This window comes from Neomegalonema perideroedes DSM 15528, assembly GCF_000374145.1.
Classification (GTDB): Bacteria; Pseudomonadota; Alphaproteobacteria; order Rhodobacterales; family Rhodobacteraceae; genus Neomegalonema; species Neomegalonema perideroedes.
Genome location: NZ_KB893653.1, coordinates 880,334 through 896,703, shown reverse-complemented (window position 1 = coordinate 896,703; position 16,370 = coordinate 880,334). Strand labels below are relative to the sequence as shown.

Sequence of the window (16,370 nt, the reverse complement as noted above, 5' to 3'; positions counted from 1 at the left end):
GCGGCGCGGTTTTTGCGACAAGGCCGCTCATCGACTTGACGCATCCTCCGCCGCAGGGTTCCCGATCCGAATGAGCTTCTTCTCAAATCTCTGGAGTTGGGTGGGCCGCCTCTTCGGCCGTCGCCCCGATCCCACTCAAGCGCTGCGCGAAGAGCTCGCCCGCCATCGCCCGACCGGCGCCGGGCCGAAGACCGCCGCTCCGTCGCTCAAGACGGAGCCGACCCCCTATCCGCGCGGAGGCGTCCCTGCGCCGCCTGCGCCGATCCCGACGCCCGCCCCTCAAAAGGAGGCGTCTCCTCCCGCCCCCGTTCCTGCGCCCCCCTCCGAGCCCTCTATAGAGCCGCCTTCCGCTCCGGAGCCCGTCGAAACCCCGGAGAAGCCCGAACGGCCCGCCTCTCTGAAGATCGACGAGGCGAGGCGCTTCGTGAAGGCCGAGGCCGCCGCGCTCGACATTCCCGAGCCTGCGGCCTCCTCCCCTGCGGAGCCTCCCGCCGCCGCGCCGCCCGCGCCCGCCTCCCCCGCCGCCATGGGCGCGGCCGCGGAGCCTGCGGCGCCCGCGCCGCCGCCCATTCTGCCGCCGATCTCGCTGCTGGCGCCGCCGCCCGCCGAACCGCGAACCCCCTCCCCTGCGCCTGACCCTCAGGATAGGCTCGCCCTTAACGATCAGTTAGGAGGCGAGGCGCAACCTGAAGGCATGATGAAGATGGATCTCGCCCCCGGCGTCGCGCCTTACGTCCCCTCCGCCCTCCCCCTCGATTTCGAGGAGGATCAGGAGGATCTCGTCGATCTCTCCCTCGTCGACGAGGATATGGAGGCGCTCGACGCCCGCACGCTCACCCGGTCCAGACCGCTCCTCGCCGCGCCGCCGCTCGACATGCTCGTGGCGCGCTGGCGGGCGGCGCTCTCGCGGATGCAGGGGCCTGAAGGCGCTTGGGCGCTGTTCAAACACGGCACCGTCGTGCTCTTCGAGGTCAAGCCCCGCAACGCCGAAGCCGAAGCCAAGACGCTGCTCAAGGCCCAGATCGCCCCCCGCCCCGGCCTCGCGCCGGAGCCCGAAGTCACCGCTCTGCCCAATGGCGGGGGCTGGCTGGTCGGCGGCGAAGATCCGAGGCTCTTCACCTATGTCGCGCCGGAGGAGGCCAGCGCCGCCACGCCGCCCGCCATGATCGGACGTCTGGGGCGCGCCAAACGCGACGAAGACGCCCGCGATCTGGAGATCACGCATATCGAGAACGATCCCTTCTGGCGCCCGCCTGAAGATTGATCCCTCCGGCGGCGGGTTTTGAGGCGCTCCCTTGATCGGGGGCGCCTTGTCGTTTTAAAGCTGGAGCCGTTCAGACGAAGCGGAGGATCCGATGCTGGCGAACGTCCTGATCGCGCTGGTCGCGCTGATCCATCTCTATATCCTCTATCTGGAGACGGCCGCCTGGGACACGCCCCAAGGTCATAAGGCCTTCGGCCTGACGCCGGACTTCGCCCGCGCCACCAAGAGTCTGGCGGCCAATCAGGGCCTTTATAACGGCTTCCTCGCGGCGGGGCTGCTGTGGGGGCTCTTCGCCCCGAGCTTCGAATTCAAGGTCTTCTTTCTGCTCTGCGTGATCGTGGCGGGGCTCTATGGCGCGGCCACCACGCGCAAGACGAAGATCCTCTATATTCAAACGGCGCCGGCGAGCCTCGCTTTGGCGGCCCTGCTGCTCGACCTCTGAGGCGGGCGGCCTCAGACAAGGATGACGTGATGGGAAGCTGGCGCGATCAGGAGACGAATCCGCAGAGCGGTCCGGGAGCATGGGGCGCGATCCTGCCCTTCTTCCGCAAGGACGCCTCCGGAAGATCGCCCTGCGGCGAGTTGCTCGCGCGGATCGAGGCGGAGGCCGAAAGCGGCGCGCAGGTGCTGCCTGCGCCGCAGGATCTCTTCAAGGCGCTGCGCCTGACGCCGCCCGACAAAGCGCGGGTCGTGATTCTCGGGCAGGATCCCTATCCCACCCCCGGCGACGCCATGGGGCTGGCCTTCTCGGTCGCGCCGGGCGTGAAGACGCCGCGCTCGCTGAGCAACATCTTCAAAGAGATCGAAGCCGACCTCGGCGTCCGGGCGCCGCAGAACGGAGACCTCACCCATTGGGCTGAATCCGGCGCGCTGCTGCTGAACTCCGCCCTGACCGTGCGCGCGGGCGAGGCGGGCGCTCACGCCAAATATGGCTGGGGGGCGCTGGTCGATCAGATCCTCGCGCATCTTGGTCGTCCGGATTCGGGCCGCGCCTTCCTGCTTTGGGGCAAACACGCCCAAAACCTCGGCGCGAAGATCAGCCGCCAAGGCAATCTCGTGATCGAATCGGCCCATCCCTCGCCGCTTTCGGCGCGGACGGGATTTTTCGGCTCGAAGCCCTTCTCGCAGATCGACGCCTTCCTGAAGGCTCAGGGGGCGGCGCCGATCCGCTGGATCTGAAACTCAGCAGCCGCCCTGATCGTCGGGGACGCGGGTCCAAGTCTGGGATTTGCCGAAGAGCGAGACCCCGACATAGCCGCGCACGTAAAGCGCGCCGTCCTCGCGGACATGCATGTTGGACTTATAGGTCTTGCCTTCCTCCGGATTATAGATGAACCCGTCGCTCCAGCGCCCGTCCGAGCCGCGGGTGAAGTCGCCGATCATCGCCATGCCGCAGATCGGGCGCGATTGAAGCGCGGGATCCTCATTGCGGAAGTCGAGCTTCGCGGCGCCCGAGGCGTCGCGCGGCTCGGCCAGCCAGACGATGTTGCCGCAAGCCTTGTCGCCGCAGGGCGAAATCCGCACGATGGCGTTGCGGTTCTCGACCAGCCAGGTGCCGAAAGCGGCCTCGGCGTTCTGAGCCAGAGCCGCGGCGGGCGCGGAAAGCCCCAAGACAGCCGCGAAAGCGGCCGAAAGACGCGATTTCATCGCGAATCCTCCCGAAGTTTTTATTCTCCGGACATCCTCCGCTTGTCTCAGGGCGCTGTAAAGATTGACGCCGCGTCCGCTTGCGGCGCGGAGGGCTTATCCGAAATGCGCATGGGTTTATCGAGGATGCGCATTGGCGCGGATTTTGCGCCGCACCTAAAATCTCCAGAATCCTCGGGACGCGCAATTCGGGAGAGGCGCTTCATGGCCAAAGCCTTCGTTTCGTCCATCCTCACCGCCAATGATCTGCGGGAGGGCTGGTCCGTCTTCCTCACCCGCGACGGTCGATGGTCGCGCGACTGGGCGGATCTCCGCGTGGCCGCCAGCGCCGAAGAAGGCGCCGAACTCTCCGCTCTCGGAGCCGCCGAAGAAGCCGCCCGCCGCGTGGTCGGGGCCTATCTCGTCGAAATCGACGCCGAAGGCCGCGCCAAGCTCCGCCGCGAGCGCATCCGCGCCGAAGGGCCGACCCATCGCGCCGATCTGCGTCGCGCCGACGCTCTTTCCGAAGCGGCCTGAAGCCTCTCGCCAGCCGGACGCCGAGGGCTCACGCGCCCCAAGGGACCAGCCATGTATCGCTATGACGAATTCGATCAACGCTTCGTCGAGGAGCGCGTCGCGCAATTCCGGGATCAGGCCCGCCGCAGGCTCTCGGGCGCGCTGACCGAAGAAGAGTTCCGGCCGCTGCGGCTGATGAACGGCCTCTATCTTCAGCTGCATGCCTATATGCTGCGCGTGGCCATCCCCTATGGCACGCTCTCCTCCGACCAGATGCGCAAGCTGGCCGACATCTCCGAGCGCTATGATCGCGGATATGGGCATTTCACCACCCGCCAGAACATCCAGTATAACTGGATCAAGCTGGAGGAGACCGCAGACATCCTCGCGGATTTGGCCAGCGTGCAGATGCACGCCATCCAGACCAGCGGCAATTGCATCCGCAACGTCACCTCGGATCCCTTCGCGGGCGCCGCCGCCGATGAATTCGAAGATCCGCGCCCCACCGGCGAGCTCATCCGCCAATGGTCGAGCCTGCATCCGGAATTCAGCTTCCTGCCCCGCAAGTTCAAGATCGCGGTCACGGGCTCGCCCAACGACCGCGCCGCCGTGAAGGCCCATGACATCGGCTTGCGGATGATCAAGAACGAGGCCGGGGATCTCGGCTATGAGGTGATCGTGGGCGGCGGGCTGGGCCGCACGCCGATGATCGGCAAGGTGATCCGCGACTTCCTGCCCAAGGCCGAGCTGCTGCCTTATCTGGAGGCCGTCATGCGGGTCTATAACCTGCATGGCCGCCGCGATAATAAATATAAAGCCCGCATCAAGATCCTCGTGCATGAGATGGGCGAGGAGCCCTTCCGCAAAGAGGTCGAGCGCGAATACGCCCGGCTCGACGTCGAGAGCCTCGCCGCCCCCGCCGAAGAGGTCGAGCGCATCCAAGCCTATTTCGCGCCGCCCGCTCTGGAGAATCTGCCGGAGGAGTCGAAGGCTTTCGAGCGCGCTAAGACCGCCGATCCGGATTTCAGAATCTGGGCCGAGACCAATCTGCATCCGCATCGGGCGCCGGGTTACACGTCGGTCGTGATCTCGCTCAAGCCGGTGGGCGGCGCGCCGGGAGACGCCACCGCCGAGCAAATGCGCGTCGCCGCCGAAGCCGCCGATCTCTGGGCTTTCGGCGAACTCCGCGTGACCCATGAGCAGAATCTCGTCCTCGCTCATGTGAAGAAGGACGATCTCTATCCGCTCTATCGCAAGCTGGCGGGGGCGGGGCTGGATTCGGCTAATCGGGGCCTCGTGACGGACATCATCGCCTGCCCCGGCCTCGATTATTGCGCTCTCGCGACGGCGCGCAGCATCCCCATCGCCCAGCGCCTGACCGAGCGTTTCGCCGATCCGAAGCGTCAGCGCGACATCGGGCCTTTGTCGATCAAGATCTCGGGCTGCATCAACGCCTGCGGACATCACCATATCGGCCATATCGGCATTCTGGGGCTCGACAAGGCCGGCGCCGAATTCTACCAGCTCACTCTGGGCGGAGATCCCACCGAAACCGCCGCCATCGGCGAGCGCGCGGGCGCGGGATTCTCGGCGGAGGGCGTGGTGGACGCCATCGAGCGGCTGGTGGATCGCTATCTGGAGATCCGCGAGCCGAGCGAGACCTTCCTCCAGACCTATCGCCGGACGGGCGCCGAGTCCTTTAAGGACGCGCTTTACGCCGAAGCCGGTTGAGGAGGACGCCATGCCGCTGCTGAACGAGAAGGGCCTTCAGGAAGAGATCTGGCGCGAGCTGGAGGATCACGAGCCCATCCCCCTCGAAGGCGACGTGATCGTGCCGCAAGCCCGGCTGGAGGAGGCTCTGGCCGCTCCGCGCACGGGGCGCACCGGCGTGGCTCTGCCCAACACCATCGAGGCGGAGGCGTTGCAGCCTTTGTTCAACCGCCTCTCGCTGATCACGGTGGAGTTCCCCGGCTTCGGCGACGGACGCGGCTTCTCCATCGCCAAAAGGCTGCGGAGCCTCGGATGGCGCGGCGAGCTTTGGGCGGACGGGCGCGTCATCGCGGATCAGCTCGCCTATCTGCGGGCGGTCGGCTTCGACAGCGCCCGCATCCCGGAAGACCTCTTCGCGCGCCAGCCCCTCGAAGACTGGCTGACGGCCGCGCGGAGCATCTCCGCCGCCTATCAGATGGAGGAGCGCGCGCCGGGCGTCGCCAGCATTCTGGAGCGGCGCAAAGCCGCCCGCGCCGCGAAGGGCTGAAGCCTCCCCGATCTCACCAGCGCCCGAGCAGAACCGCCTTGAGATTTAAAAGGCGGCTGCGGAATTCGCTCGGGCCGAGGGCCTCCCTGAAAGGGTCGAAGCCCGGACGCGCCGCCGCCCGCAAAGCGTCCTGAGCCGTCACGGCCGGGAGAAAGGCGGGCAAGGCCGCCCCCGGCTTCACGCGACGCGCCGCCTCCAGACGCGCCAGAGCCTCCTCCGCCACGGCTTTCAAGGTCAGGCTGAGTTCGGGCGTCGTCTCGCCGCGCAGAATCCGCGCCGCCTCGCCCGCGTTGGGGGCCGCCACTCTGCCGCGCGCCGACAGATTGGGCAAAGCCGAGATCCAGCGCGCCGCGCCTTTGGCGAAGCCCGCCTCGCCCGCCGCCGCCTCGACCTCAGGGGAAAGCCCCGGCGCGAGCATCCGCGCCGCCAGACGAAAAGGCGCCCCGCCCGAATCCTCCAGATAGAGCCGCAATTCGTCGAGATCCTTCGGCGGCGTCGGGTCGAGGTCGCGCTCCCGCGCGGCGAGGTGGTTCAGGAAAAGCTCCAGAGGCGCGCTTTTATCCTTCAGCCGAGGGGCCAGAGGCTCGAACAGCTCATGGCGCGGCGGGGGCTCTCCGGCGGCCAGCTCCGAGAGGCGGTCCCGGTGCCATTGCAGCCGCATGGCCGCAAGAGCGGGCTCCGAGAGGCTCCAGGGGATCTGCGCCACGTCCAGCGTCCAGAGATGCAGCGCCGCCAAAGCCTCCTGCGCCTCGGCGGGAGCGATCATGACGGCGCGCCAGCGTTCAAGATCGGCGGCGCGCAGACGCGCGGCGAGAGAATCCAGTCGGGTCATCATGCTCCGCCGAAGATCGCCCCGGGCCGTTCGCCCCGGATAAGCGCAGGACGCCGACGCTGAAAAACGCGGCGACGAAATCCGAACCTCGATGGGGGGGAATGGCGCGCCCTACGGGATTCGAACCCGTGTACCCACCGTGAAAGGGTGGTGTCCTAGTCCACTAGACGAAGGGCGCTTCGGGGGGCCTTATACGGGGGTCGGAAGCAGGTTTCAAGCGGCTTTTCCGCCTTCCGCGCCCTGATCCGTCAGGAAAAACGCAAGGAGGGCTCCGGGGGGATGAACGGGGGTCACGCCAGAGGCGCCATGTCCTCGATCTGAAGCTGAACCCGACGCCGACCGTTCCATTCATCCGCCGATAAACGGCCCACGGCGTGGACTAAGGCCCCGTCGCTCCGGGCCGCCATGAAGCCGCCTAAAGCCGTCTCCTGAGCCCGGAAGGCCACCGCCTCCAGACGCCCGCCGCGCGAATCGGTCAGGACGCAGCGCATATGGGTCTCGCCCACAGGCTTCGGCCAGCTCACCCGCGCCGCCGTCACCGCCAGACGCGGAGACGGAGCCCCCGCGCCGAAAGGTCCGGCCCTCTCCAGAGATTCGCACAGCTCCAGAGTCGCGCCCGAAGGCGTCACGGCGCCGTCGATCCGCAATTCGCGCGGGCCGAGGCGGTTCGCGCCCTGACGGCTCAACTCCGCCTCCATCCAGCTCGTCGCCTCCGCGAGGCGCTCCGCCGCGACGGTCAGGCCCGCCGCCATGGCGTGGCCGCCGCCCTGAACCAAAAGCCCCTTCTCCGCCGCCGCGTGGACCGCGCTTCCTAAATCCACCCCATGGACCGAACGCGCCGAGCCCTTGCCTAAGGCTCCCTCCAGAGCCACCACCAGAGAAGGGCGGTCGAATTTCTCCTTCAGCCGCCCGGCCACCACGCCGATCACGCCGGGGTGCCAGCCCTCGCCCGCCGCCCAGACGAGGCCGCCCGGGCCCTCGCGCTCCCAACGCGCCTCGGCCTGAGCCATGGCCTGAGACAGGACGTCCGCCTCGATGGCCTGACGCTCGCGGTTCCAGCGGTCGAGGTCGGCGGCGAGCTTCGCCGCAAGCGCGGGATCCGCGCAGGTCATCAGCCGCGCCCCCGCCCCGGAATCGCCGACGCGCCCGCCCGCGTTCACCCGAGGCCCTAAAAGATAACCCAGATGATAGGCGCTCGGCGCGCCGCTCAGGCGCGAGGCGTCGGAGAGGGCCGCAAGTCCGAGATTCCCGCGACGCCCCAGAACCTTCAGCCCTTGGCGCACGAAGGCCCGGTTCACGCCCCTCAATTGCGCCACGTCGGCCACGGTGGCGAGGGCCACGAGGTCCAGCTCCTCCAAGAGATTGGGCTCCGGGCGGGAGGCGAAGGCGCCCTGAGCGCGCAGACGGCGATTCGTCGCCGCCAGAAGCAGGAAGGCCACCCCCGCCGCGCAGAGATGGCCTTGCTCCGAATCGTCGTCCTGACGATTCGGATTCACCACCGCCACGCAATCCGGCAGAGTCTCCAAAGCCAGATGATGATCCACGATCATCACCTCGGCCCCCGCCTCGCGGGCCGCCGCGATGGGCTCGAAAGCCAAGGTTCCGCAATCCAGCGTGATCACCAGATCATGCGTCGCGCCGAGCCGCGTCATGGCCGGGACGTTCGGGCCGTAGCCCTCCCGCAGGCGGTCGGGGATGTAGACCGTCGCCGAAACCCCGAAATGCGCCAGCCAACGCGACATCAGGGCCGTCGAGCAGGCGCCGTCCACGTCGTAATCGCCGAAGAGCGCCACCCGCTCGCCGCGCAAAGCCGCCTCGGCCAAACGCGCGGAAGCCGCCTCCATATCCCGCAGGCTCGAAGGATCGGGCATGTAATGCTTGAGAGTCGGCTCCAGCCAAAGCGGCGCCTCCTCCACCGAGACGCCGCGCGCCGCCAGAAGACGCCCCAGAAGCTCGGGCAGGCCGCAGCGCTGCGCCAGCCCTAGGCCGCGCCGCTCCACGTCCGGAGTCGGGCCGAGCCAGCGCCGCCCCAAGACGGAGCCGCTCACATTGAGGTAAGGGGGATCTTCTGGATGGGGAGTCGCGATCGTCATCGGCGCAGGATAGCCGCCGCCCGAGACGGGGGGAAGGGCTCAGACGGGCGATGCGGATTCCGGCTCGTCCGGGCGACGCCAAGAGCCGCTGCGGCCGCCCTCCTTGGCGATCAGGCGGATCTCCGTGATCCTCATGCCCTTATCCGCCGCCTTCACCATGTCGTAAATGGTCAGGGCCGCGACCGAAACCGCCGTCAGGGCCTCCATCTCGACGCCGGTGCGTCCGGCGGTCTTCACGCGGGCTTCGATCTCCACGCGGCCGCGGGCGGCGTCCAGCGTGAAGCTCACCGAAGCCTCCGAAAGCGGCAGAGGATGGCAAAGCGGAATCAGGTCGGCGGTCTTCTTCGCCGCCATGATCCCCGCCAGACGCGCCACGCCCAGAACGTCGCCCTTGGCCGCGCCGCCCGATTCGATCAGGCGGATCGTCTCAGGAGAAGCCTCCACCGCGCCGCGCGCCACGGCTAAGCGCGAAGTCTCGGGCTTGGCGGAGACGTCCACCATGCGGGCCGCGCCGCCTTGGTCGAAATGAGTGAGCTCGCTCATGAGGATCAGGCCGTCAAAAGGGCGCGGGTGGCGGCGGCGACGTCGGGCTGACGCATGAGGCTCTCGCCGACGAGGAAGCGGCGGGCGCCGGTCTTCTCCATCCGCGCCAGATCCGCCGGAACGAAAAGGCCGCTCTCCGCCACCAGAACCCGATCCGGGGGAACCATCGGCGCGAGGCGCTCGGTGACGGTCAGAGAGACCTCGAAGGTCTGGAGATTGCGGTTGTTCACCCCCACCAGAGGCGAGCGCAGGCGCAAGGCGCGCTCCATCTCGGCCTCGTCATGGGTCTCCAGAAGCACGGACATGCCCCAAGCCTCGGCGGCGGATTCCAGCTCCTGAGCCTGAGCGTCGGAGACGGCGGCCATGATGATCAGGATGCAATCCGCACCCAAGGCCCGCGCCTCGACCACCTGCCAAGGGTCGTAAAGGAACTCCTTGCGCAGGGCCGGAAGCGAGCAGGCGCCACGGGCGGCGGCGAGAAAGGAATCCTCGCCCTGAAAGCTGGGGCCGTCGGTCAGCACCGAGAGGCAGGCCGCCCCGCCCGCCTCATAAGCCTTGGCCAAAGCGGGAGGATCGAAATCCGCGCGGATCAGGCCCTTCGAAGGGCTCGCCTTCTTGATCTCGGCGATGAGCGCCCAGCCCGTCACGGCCTTGGCCGTCAGAGCCGCCGCGAAATCGCGCAAAGGAGAGGCCGCGCGGGCCGCAGCCTCCATATCGCTCAAGGAGCGCGCCGCCTTGCGCTGGCGGATCTCCTCCAGCTTATAATCGCGGATGCGGTCGAGGATGTCGGCCATGCTCTCAGTCCACCCGTCCGCCGGCGCAGGCCACCATCGCATAGGCGCGGCCCGTGCGCGTGTCCGCAAGGCGGGTCACGATGTCGGAATCCGGAGATTCGTCCAGAGCGCGGCGCACCAGATCCTCGAAGCGGCCCGCGAAGGAGACCGCCAGACGCTCGACGGCGGGGTCGCGGTCGATCAGGCCGCGGACGCGGCTCAGGGCCTCCTCAGGACCGATCTCGATCACCGGAGGAGCGTCGACGCTCACCCGGCCGTCCAGCCAAGCGCGCCAGACCTCGGGCGGCGCGATGCGCGGCGCGTGGTCCTCCATATAGAGGCGCAGATCCACCAGAGCCGCCAGCATGTCCTCGCTCGCCTGAATCAGGGCGCCGATCTGATGGTCGATGGAGACCTCGTAAAGCGCCTCCTCGGCCTCGGCGTCCTCCTCGCTGACCGGGAAGTTCAGGCCGAGCGCCACCTTCTCCCAATCCAGAGGCTTGGGGCGCGGCATGCCGCGCGCGCCGAACATCGGGGCCTCCGGCTGACGCCAGACGATGGCGGGACGCGGCGGAGCCGCGGGGGCCGGAGCCGCCTCGATCTCGCGACGCTCGCCGAAGGAATCGAGACCGCCCGCCGGAAGCTCGACCGGGATCGCGGCGGCGCCCAGCCAGCCGCGCGCGGCGGGTTCGCCGCCGCCCTCGCCCGGAGAACCGCCCTCGCTCAAGGAGCTGACGGGCTGAAAAAGCGGCGCAGCAGGCGCAGATTCGGCGACCAGGGTCTCGGTTGGAATCTCGCGCGGAGGCGAGGCGGGCGCCGGAGTCTCGGCGGGCGCGGAGCCGGAGGCTGAAAGAGGCGAAGGGATGTTCAGATCCGCCAAAGGCGCGAGGCGCTCCAGATCGAAGCTCATGGCGCGGGGCGGAGTCGGATCGCGGAACAGCGGAGCAGGCTCCGAGACGACCGGCGGCGCTTCCGGCGCGAAGCCGGCGAGGGAGGAAGGAGCGACGACGGCCTCAGGCGCGGACGCCGCGCTCCGGGCGGCCTGAGCGGCCAGCGCGGCGGCGTCGCGGTCCAAAGGCTCGCTCTCCACCATGGAGGCGTCGAAATCGCCGATCATGTCCCAAGGCGCGGCGGGCTGTTCGGCGCCCTCGGGGGGGCGGGTCAGACCCGAAAAGGCCGATTCGAAAGGAGCCTCGGCCGAAGGAGAGGCCGCAGAGGCGAGCGGCGGCGCGATGGGCTCGGTGCGCGGAAGATCGGCCTCCGTCTCCCGGAAGGCCTGAGCGACGCGGCTCAGCGTGTCGGAGGCGGAGCCTTTGACGGCGGAAGCCGCCCCGGAAATGGTTTCGGCGGAAGCCTCCCCGGCCTCCGCGACGCGCGCGCCCAAGGATTCGCTCAGGGATTCGGCGGCGGCCTCCGTCTGGGCGGCCCCCTTCGACGTCAGCGCGACGGCGCCCGCGCCCGCCAAACGAGCGGCGAGACCTTGGCCCGGCTGCGGCGAGGGCTGAGGCCGATCCGGAGAAGCGACGGCCTCGGCGGGAGCGGACTCCTCCTCGCCCTTGCGCAGACGGTCCATCTGGCGACGCAGATCCGCAAGATTGCGGCGGCGCAGTTCGGCGGCCTCGTCGTCGGCCAGAGACTGGGCGGGATGCTCGCCGAATTCCGCGTTCTTCGCCGCGTCGCCGTCGAAGAGACGGGCGCGGGTCGCGGCTTCGGTGTCGCCGATGGCGCCGATGGCGTCGTGAGCCGCCTCGCGCACCGAGGCGCGGGCGTCGTCGGCGAGGCTGCGGGCGTCGGCGGGGCCGGCCTTGCGCAAAGCCTGTTGAATCTCGGCGGCGATGGCGTTCAGGCGTTGTCCCGCCGCCTCCACGGTCCGCTCGATGGCGTCGGATTGCGATTTCAGAGCGTCGAGGGTGCGCTGGGTCTTCTCCATGTCGCCGGGGCGCATGGAGACCAGATTCATCGCCCGGCCGCCGTCCGCCTCGATCACCGAGACCAGTTCCTGAAGCGCCTCGCGCTCGACGCGCAGGGATTCGGCGATGGTCTTGGCCCGGGCCTCGGCGCGCTCGGCGGCGTCGTCCAAAGCGGCGGATTGCGAGGCCAGAGCCTCCTCGATGCCCTTCATCTGCTGATGCAGGGCGCCGATGGCGTGAGTCGCCCGCTCCACCTCGCGGCGGATATGGGCCGGGCTCGCGCCCTGAACGTCGCCCATCAAAGCCGCGGCGCGCCACTCGTCAGGCTGAACCTGATGCGCGGAGGGCGAGCGGGCGGCCTCGTCGGCCATGCGGCGGGCCGCCTCGGCCATGGAGCGCGATTCGTCGCTCAGGCGGCGGGAGCCCCGCAGAGCCGAAGCTAAAACCCAGAGCAGAACCAAAGGCCCAAGGACAGCCGCGAGGATCAGCATCCAGTCGGCTTGCGAAATGCGCTCCCGCGCGACCGTCCAAGCCTCTTGCGAAAAAGGCAGGTCGTAGCGCCCCCAGACGTAAGCCAGAACGGCGCCGACCCAAGCGACCCCCGCCACCCGCCACCAGAACCCGCCTCCCTCGGAGGCCGGAGGCGTCGCGGCGTCGCGCGATTCGACGGGAACGCCGCGCGAATTCCGCGCGGCGCCGGTGATGGAGTCGGAGGTGGCGATGTCGCTCATGGCGTGGGCTTCGGCTTCTCGTTGGCCGTCTCTCGGAGACGCGCGGGGGTGTGGTCCATCGACTTCGCCGCAGCATAGGCCGAACCGCCCGCCCGAGAAAACCCAAATTTACGCCTTATGCCTCTGAGCCGTTGTTTTTACTGATAAGATACTTCGAGGATTTCGTAGCCGCGACCGCCGTTCGGGGTCATCACCTCGACGCTGTCGCCGCTCTCCTTGCCGATGAGGGCTCGCGCCAAAGGCGAGTTGACGTTCAGCTTCCCCAAAGCGATGTCGGCCTCGACCTCGCCGACGATCTGATAGGTCTTCTCCTCCTCGGTGTCCTCGTCCACGAGGCGGACCGTGGCGCCGAACTTCACCGTCGAGCCGCCAAGCTTGGCCGGGTCGATGATCTCGGCGCGCGAAATCGTGGCCTCAAGTTCGAGGATGCGCCCCTCGATGAAGCTTTGACGCTCGCGCGCGGCGTGATATTCGGCGTTCTCCGACAAATCGCCATGCTCGCGCGCCTCGGCGATCGCCTTGATGACGCCGGGACGGTCGGTGGATTTGAGCTGTTTCAGCTCTTCCTCCAGCCGCGCATAGCCCACCGCCGTCATGGGGATCTTTTCCATGGCTTCGCCTCCCGACGACCGGACTATCAGCGCCCGGCGTTTCAGAAAGTTTCAAAAAAAGCAAACGGCCCGCCCGTAGGAGGCCGTTTCGACGCTCGATCACACCTGATTTCGAAGATAGCGTCCTTTTTTGAGGATGCAAGGGGCATTGTTCGAAATTTGTTCTAGTTCTGAAGATCAATGCGGGAAATATCCCGCTTGACTTCGGCGCGCATCTGGATCGAAGCCGCGCAAGGCGGCGATGTTTCGGAAAAGTCGCGCGCAAGGGAGGAAGACGGCGCGATCTCAAAAATCAAGACGAGATCATGACGGAATCTTGCGTCCAAACTCGCCTGAACGTCGATGGCCGCTCAGGCGGGGGCCGCTCAGGCGGGGGCCGCTCAGGCGGGGGCCGCTCAGGCGGGGCCGGGCAGGCGCCAGACCACAGCATTGCGCAGATCCGAATCCTCGATGGCCTTGGTGGTCTTCACCGCATAGCCCGCCACCCTCTCCAGACCGGAGCGCGGGAGGTAGGTTCGGCCCGGATCGCCGAGCAACACGAGGCGCCCCTCGGCGCTCCAGCCCCGCAGACGCGCCTCGACCTGCGCGGCCAGAGGCTTCTCATAACAAATATCGCCCGCGAAGATCACCTCGGCGTCAGGGGCCTCGGCGCCCGGCTCCAGCAAATTCGCGCCGATGGTCTCCAAAGACGCGCCGTTCAAAGCCGCGTTGAGCCGGGAGGCCGCCAAGGCCAGAGGATCCACGTCGTTCGCCCAGACCCGCGAAGCTCCCGACAAAGCCGCGGCTATGGCCTCCAGACCGGCGCCCGAAGCGAAGGACAGCACGCGCTTGCCCTTCACGATCTCGGGATGATCCAGAGCGTAGCGCGCCAAAGCCTGACCGCCCGCCCAGGCGAAAGCCCAGAAAGGCGGCGGCAGGCCCTCGCGCTCAAGCTCGGCCTCCGCCATCTCCCAGAGAGGCGTGATCTCCGTGGCCGCGTAATGGCGCAGCTCGGGCAAAAGCGCGGGGCTCGTCACGGCGGCGTTGCGCCGCACGAAATCCTCAAGAGCGGCTCCGTCGTCCAAGCGCAGGACCAAATCCGCAACTCCTCGGCCAGAGATCAGCGCCGCTCCGAAAAGGGCGGCGTTTCAGGGGGATGGGGGAAAGGCGGCGGCGTTCCGATTCGTCGGCCTCGCCTTGAGCATAGCCGCTCCCGGAGCCGCTGTCCCATCCGCCGGAAGCCCGCAGGTCTTGCGCTTCGCGGATGGGAGGGGCATGGTGAGGCCATGAGCGAGGCCGACAACGTCATCCCTTTTCCGCAGCGTGGAGCGCGCCCTCCGCAGGTGCATTTCAACCGCCATGAGCTGGGGCTCATCCTGAGGATCTACGGAAGGATGGTCGCGGAGGGAGAATGGCGCGATTACGCCATCGACAGCTTGCAGGACGCCGCCTTCTTCTCCATCTTCCGCCGCACGTCGGAGCGTCCGCTCTACGCCGTCAGGAAAACCCCCGCCGACGCCCAAAAGCAAGGGGCCTACGCCCTGCTGGGCGCGGATGGGCGCATCCTCAAACGCGGACGGGATCTGGAGGCCGTATTGAGCTTCTTTAACCGTTTGTTGCTGAGGCCCGCAGAAGACTGACGCGTCGCGGCCCCACGCAAAGGGCCGCCGGAGGCTGCGAGCGGAAACGAAAGCATCATGAGAGATCCGTTAGAGATCCTGAGGAGAGGCGATATGATTCGGGCTTGGGCGATGGGCGCGGCGACGGGCTTGGCCCTCGCGGCTTTGGCGGGCGCGGCGACTGCGCCGAACGCATGGGCCGAAGAGGCCAAGCCGAAAGCCGCAGCGGAGGAGGAAGCCGAATTCCTGCCCGAAGCTCTGGCTGAAGTCTCCGACGTGAAGATCCCCGCCATTTCTCTGGAGGACGCCGTCTTCAACGGGAAGGTGCGGAGCCTGACCTCGCCTGTCGGAGCGGGGGCGCATTTCTCCTTCCGCGAAAGGCGGCTGTTCCTGCTCTCGGGGCGCGGGCCGACCATTCCCTGCGCCGAAGCGGAGGCCTTCGAGGCCGACGTCGACGCCCTTTGCGCCGGCGATAAGACGGGGCGGGCCTATGCTCTGCCCGGCTTCACGCCCATGATCCACGAATTTTCGCTGACCAATGCGGGCGGCTTCAAATATGAGTTCTCGCTGCCGCTGCGCGGGGCCTCGGGGCCGGTGGACGCCCTGCCCAATCTGCCCCTGACCGGATTCGCCTCCGAAACGCCCTATGACACGCTCGGGGAGAAGCTCGCGCCCGGTCCCTCGGGGATCGCGCCCGCCTCCATCGCGCGGCTGCCGGATCAGAGCTTCCTCATCGGCGATTCCAACGGGCCCTCGCTGCTGCATGTCGCCATAGACGGCGAAATCATCGACCGCTACGCCCCGCGCGGATCCGCAGCCCGCTTCAAAGGGGCCGATTATCCCGTGCGCGCCGTGCTGCCCGCCGAACTCGCCCGGGCCGGAGCGGACGGCGGAATCACCGCCGTCGGCGCCTCGCCGGACGGAGGATACGCCTATTTCGCCGCCGCCGCGCCGCTCGGCGGGAAAGCCGACGCCCGCGCCCTTCGGATCTATCGCTTCAATCTGCCCGACCGGCAGCCGGAAGGGGTCTGGGCCTATCAGCTCGAGCCCGCCATCGCCTTCGGCGCCGCGACCACGCAGGATCAGGTCCGGCTCGTCGATATGGACGCGCTCGCGGGCGAAACCCTCACGCTTATGGCCGAAAGCGACGGGCGCAGGCTGCTCGTCTTCGCCGTCACCTTCGAGGAAGGGGCCAAGCTCTCCGACGCCGTGGCCTCGGCCTCCGGGAACGCGGCCTATGAGAACCTCGACGAGGCGGGCCTGCGCAAAGCCCGGCTCGCGCCGCTCAAGAAGACGCTCGTCTTCGATTCGGCGTGGGCGCCCGGAAAGCTGCCGCCGCGAATCGAAGGCGTGGCCGTGCTGGCGCTCAACACGCTGCTCGTCGCCAATCTCCATGACGGCGGACTCGGCGGAGACAAGGACAAGCCTCAGGTCAAACTGGTCACCCTCGCCTCGCCCATCGTCCAGCGCCCCGCCCCGGAAGGGAAGATCGAGACCGGCGAGACCCCCAAGGAAGAGCCGAAGAAGGACTAAAGCCGCGCCCGCCCCTCTCCGCCTGCCCCGGGCGCGGAGATTGCGCCGCGCGGAGGGGATGGCTACATAGCGAAGAGGCGGCC

General features: G+C 68.2%; 16 protein-coding genes and 1 tRNA gene. 8 read left to right on the top strand and 9 right to left on the bottom strand.

Translation table 11 applies throughout. From position 1 onward, the window contains the following. Positions 1-70 precede the first annotated feature (70 nt). From B161_RS18585 to B161_RS16680, 3 genes are all read left to right on the top strand, one after another. Complete coding sequence (locus B161_RS18585; RefSeq protein ID WP_051085716.1) at positions 71-1,264, top strand: hypothetical protein; 1,194 nt, start codon at positions 71-73, stop codon at positions 1,262-1,264. 91 nt (positions 1,265-1,355) lie between these two features. Next, positions 1,356-1,706, top strand: coding sequence for a DUF1304 domain-containing protein (locus B161_RS0104315; protein ID WP_018632143.1), 351 nt, complete (start codon positions 1,356-1,358; stop codon positions 1,704-1,706). Between the two features lie 29 nt (positions 1,707-1,735). Further along, positions 1,736-2,443, top strand: coding sequence for a uracil-DNA glycosylase (locus tag B161_RS16680; RefSeq protein ID WP_018632142.1), 708 nt, complete (start codon positions 1,736-1,738; stop codon positions 2,441-2,443). A 3-nt stretch (positions 2,444-2,446) separates the two neighbouring features. Here the strand turns inward: B161_RS16680 and B161_RS0104305 are convergent, their stop codons facing one another. Continuing rightward, complete coding sequence (locus tag B161_RS0104305) at positions 2,447-2,911, bottom strand: DUF2147 domain-containing protein (protein WP_018632141.1); 465 nt, start codon at positions 2,909-2,911, stop codon at positions 2,447-2,449. Positions 2,912-3,115: 204 nt separating this feature from the next. On the opposite strand from B161_RS0104305, the gene B161_RS0104300 reads away from it, so the two are divergent. Genes B161_RS0104300 through B161_RS0104290 form a run of 3 tightly spaced genes read left to right on the top strand, consistent with a single transcriptional unit; the run spans position 3,116 to position 5,663 of the window. Further along, on the top strand, positions 3,116-3,427 hold the full coding sequence (locus tag B161_RS0104300) for a DUF2849 domain-containing protein (RefSeq protein ID WP_018632140.1): 312 nt from the start codon (positions 3,116-3,118) through the stop codon (positions 3,425-3,427). 51 nt (positions 3,428-3,478) lie between these two features. Beyond that, positions 3,479-5,137, top strand: a complete 1,659-nt coding sequence (locus B161_RS0104295) for a nitrite/sulfite reductase (protein ID WP_018632139.1) — start codon at positions 3,479-3,481, stop codon at positions 5,135-5,137. Positions 5,138-5,147: 10 nt separating this feature from the next. Beyond that, entirely contained in the window at positions 5,148-5,663 is a 516-nt protein-coding gene (locus tag B161_RS0104290) for a DUF934 domain-containing protein (protein WP_018632138.1), read from the top strand. Between the two features lie 13 nt (positions 5,664-5,676). Here B161_RS0104290 and B161_RS18580 read toward each other — a convergent pair whose 3' ends face one another. The 8 genes from B161_RS18580 to B161_RS0104245 all read right to left on the bottom strand — a co-directional run bounded on the left by B161_RS18580 (position 5,677) and on the right by B161_RS0104245 (position 14,232). Then, complete coding sequence (locus tag B161_RS18580) at positions 5,677-6,498, bottom strand: squalene/phytoene synthase family protein (protein ID WP_018632137.1); 822 nt, start codon at positions 6,496-6,498, stop codon at positions 5,677-5,679. Positions 6,499-6,597: 99 nt separating this feature from the next. Beyond that, positions 6,598-6,673, bottom strand: a tRNA-Glu gene (locus tag B161_RS0104280). 112 nt (positions 6,674-6,785) lie between these two features. Then, positions 6,786-8,588 carry a single-stranded-DNA-specific exonuclease RecJ gene (gene recJ, locus B161_RS0104275; RefSeq protein ID WP_018632136.1) on the bottom strand — a complete coding sequence of 601 codons (1,803 nt, stop codon included), beginning with the start codon at positions 8,586-8,588 and terminating at the stop codon, positions 6,786-6,788. A gap of 39 nt (positions 8,589-8,627) precedes the next feature. Next, positions 8,628-9,131 carry a cyclic pyranopterin monophosphate synthase MoaC gene (gene moaC / locus B161_RS0104270; RefSeq protein ID WP_018632135.1) on the bottom strand — a complete coding sequence of 168 codons (504 nt, stop codon included), beginning with the start codon at positions 9,129-9,131 and terminating at the stop codon, positions 8,628-8,630. Between the two features lie 5 nt (positions 9,132-9,136). Further along, complete coding sequence (gene trpC / locus B161_RS0104265) at positions 9,137-9,925, bottom strand: indole-3-glycerol phosphate synthase TrpC (protein WP_018632134.1); 789 nt, start codon at positions 9,923-9,925, stop codon at positions 9,137-9,139. Between the two features lie 4 nt (positions 9,926-9,929). After that, positions 9,930-12,545, bottom strand: a complete 2,616-nt coding sequence (locus B161_RS0104260; protein ID WP_018632133.1) for a hypothetical protein — start codon at positions 12,543-12,545, stop codon at positions 9,930-9,932. A 137-nt stretch (positions 12,546-12,682) separates the two neighbouring features. Beyond that, positions 12,683-13,156 carry a transcription elongation factor GreA gene (gene greA / locus B161_RS0104255; protein ID WP_018632132.1) on the bottom strand — a complete coding sequence of 158 codons (474 nt, stop codon included), beginning with the start codon at positions 13,154-13,156 and terminating at the stop codon, positions 12,683-12,685. A 395-nt stretch (positions 13,157-13,551) separates the two neighbouring features. Continuing rightward, entirely contained in the window at positions 13,552-14,232 is a 681-nt protein-coding gene (locus tag B161_RS0104245) for a class I SAM-dependent methyltransferase (RefSeq protein ID WP_018632130.1), read from the bottom strand. Positions 14,233-14,421: 189 nt separating this feature from the next. On the opposite strand from B161_RS0104245, the gene B161_RS0104240 reads away from it, so the two are divergent. Together B161_RS0104240 and B161_RS0104235 are read left to right on the top strand one after the other, a co-directional pair. Further along, on the top strand, positions 14,422-14,775 hold the full coding sequence (locus B161_RS0104240; protein ID WP_018632129.1) for a DUF2794 domain-containing protein: 354 nt from the start codon (positions 14,422-14,424) through the stop codon (positions 14,773-14,775). A 93-nt stretch (positions 14,776-14,868) separates the two neighbouring features. Then, positions 14,869-16,287: an esterase-like activity of phytase family protein gene (locus B161_RS0104235; protein ID WP_018632128.1), complete on the top strand. Its 1,419-nt coding sequence runs from the start codon at positions 14,869-14,871 to the stop codon at positions 16,285-16,287. The last annotated feature ends 83 nt before the right edge of the window (positions 16,288-16,370 follow it).